The sequence below is a fragment of the Bradyrhizobium sp. 31Argb genome, from assembly GCF_043638955.1.
Lineage (GTDB): Bacteria > Pseudomonadota > Alphaproteobacteria > Rhizobiales > Xanthobacteraceae > Bradyrhizobium.
The window spans coordinates 1-1,376 of record NZ_JBEGDB010000590.1 but is presented as its reverse complement, the minus strand read 5'-3'; the positions used below and the strand labels follow the sequence as shown (position 1 = coordinate 1,376).

At 62.0% G+C, this 1,376-nt stretch carries 2 protein-coding genes; one reads left to right on the top strand and one right to left on the bottom strand.

Translation table 11 applies throughout. The features are described 5' to 3' along the window. Positions 1-7: 7 nt before the first annotated feature. On the bottom strand, positions 8-541 hold the full coding sequence (locus AAFX91_RS41665; protein ID WP_394570343.1) for a Wadjet anti-phage system protein JetD domain-containing protein: 534 nt from the start codon (positions 539-541) through the stop codon (positions 8-10). A gap of 135 nt (positions 542-676) precedes the next feature. On the opposite strand from AAFX91_RS41665, the gene AAFX91_RS41660 reads away from it, so the two are divergent. Beyond that, complete coding sequence (locus AAFX91_RS41660; RefSeq protein ID WP_394570342.1) at positions 677-1,306, top strand: FMN-binding negative transcriptional regulator; 630 nt, start codon at positions 677-679, stop codon at positions 1,304-1,306. Positions 1,307-1,376 lie beyond the last annotated feature (70 nt).

Below are 1,376 nucleotides of genomic sequence, written 5' to 3'. Positions count from 1 at the left end.
CGCGAAACTACTTCGCCGTCGTCGCCATTGCCGCCACTCTGCTCTGGATAAGGTAACTGTCCACACGGCCTAGTGCTGACCTCCGAGCGGTGACTTGGGGCAAGGCCGGGTCGAGCTCTTCCTGCTCGAGGATCTTGGCGCCCTCCCCCGCCAGATAAGCGGCGAGCGCAGCTATGCCGGAATCCGATGGGCATCGCGCTGGTGCGGCCTTTTTCGGCGGAACTTGTCCAGATCGCTTGGCGATTTCGATGCTCATGAGGTGGGGACGGATCGGGCGTCCGATAGCGCGCTCGATCATGCGGAAGATCCAGGTGCCGTCCGGATCGATGTCCGACCAGTGGAAGATCGGCGTGCATTCGGACACCATTCCCGCGATGACCCGTAGCGCCTCTTGCGTCGCAAGCGAAGGATATCCGGTCGCCCCCTCTTCGATCAACGTCATCCGGGCCGCCGGTGCCAGCTGGACAATATCGGGCTCGTCATGGGTTACGCCGCGCTGGAAACCCGCCAGATCGAGCGCGGCTGTCAGCTTCTGGCTCAAGCCGTCGATTAGCTTCGTTCGCGGCGATTGTCATAGCCGCATGCCCCTACAGCTGGACGAGCAAAATCAGCGATAACTGGCAGTTTCGATCGTGCCAAGCTGGGTCTATGTCAGGGCTGAGAACGGAGAACCGACATGTATGTGCCCCCCGCCTTCAAAGATGACGAAGTCGAAAGCATCCGAGCGACCATCCGCTCCGCCGGCCTCGCCAACCTGGTCACGGCCACCGCGGACGGGCCGCTTGCGACACCCTTGCCGCTCTTCCTCGAGGAGACCGAAGGACAGTACGGAGTTCTGTACGGGCACTTGGCGAAGAGCAATCCGCAATGGCGCGCGGCCCCGAACGGCGAGGCTCTGGCGATCTTCATGGGTCCGGAGGCCTACGTGACGCCCTCATGGTACGCCACCAAGCAAGAAACCGGGAAGGTGGTGCCGACATGGAATTACATCGCCGTCCACGCGTACGGGCCGGTCGAGTTCTTCCAGGAGCCCGAACGTCTGCTCGAGGTGGTCACACGGCTGACGAACGTCCATGAGACGTCGCGTACGAACCCATCGGCTGTCAGCGACGCACCCGCTGATTTCATCGCCGCGCAACTGCGCGGTATCGTCGGGGTGCGCATTCCGGTCACCAGGTTCGAGGGCAAGCGCAAGATGAGTCAGCATCGGCCCAAGGCAGACCGCATCGGCGTCGCCGCCGGCCTTGCGGCGAGCGAAAAACCGCAGGATCGGGAAGTGGCTCCCCTCATTCCGATTCAGGCCTAGGCCGTGTGGACTCTTGGGATTCTCAAATCAGATTGAACGTGATTCAAGGCTTTCTTTTAGGAGGAAGCCT

Coding starts and splice junctions, on each gene's coding strand:
- AAFX91_RS41660 (WP_394570342.1), top strand. CDS start 677: ATGTATGTGCCCCCCGCCTTCAAAGATGACGAAGTCGAAAGCATCCGA.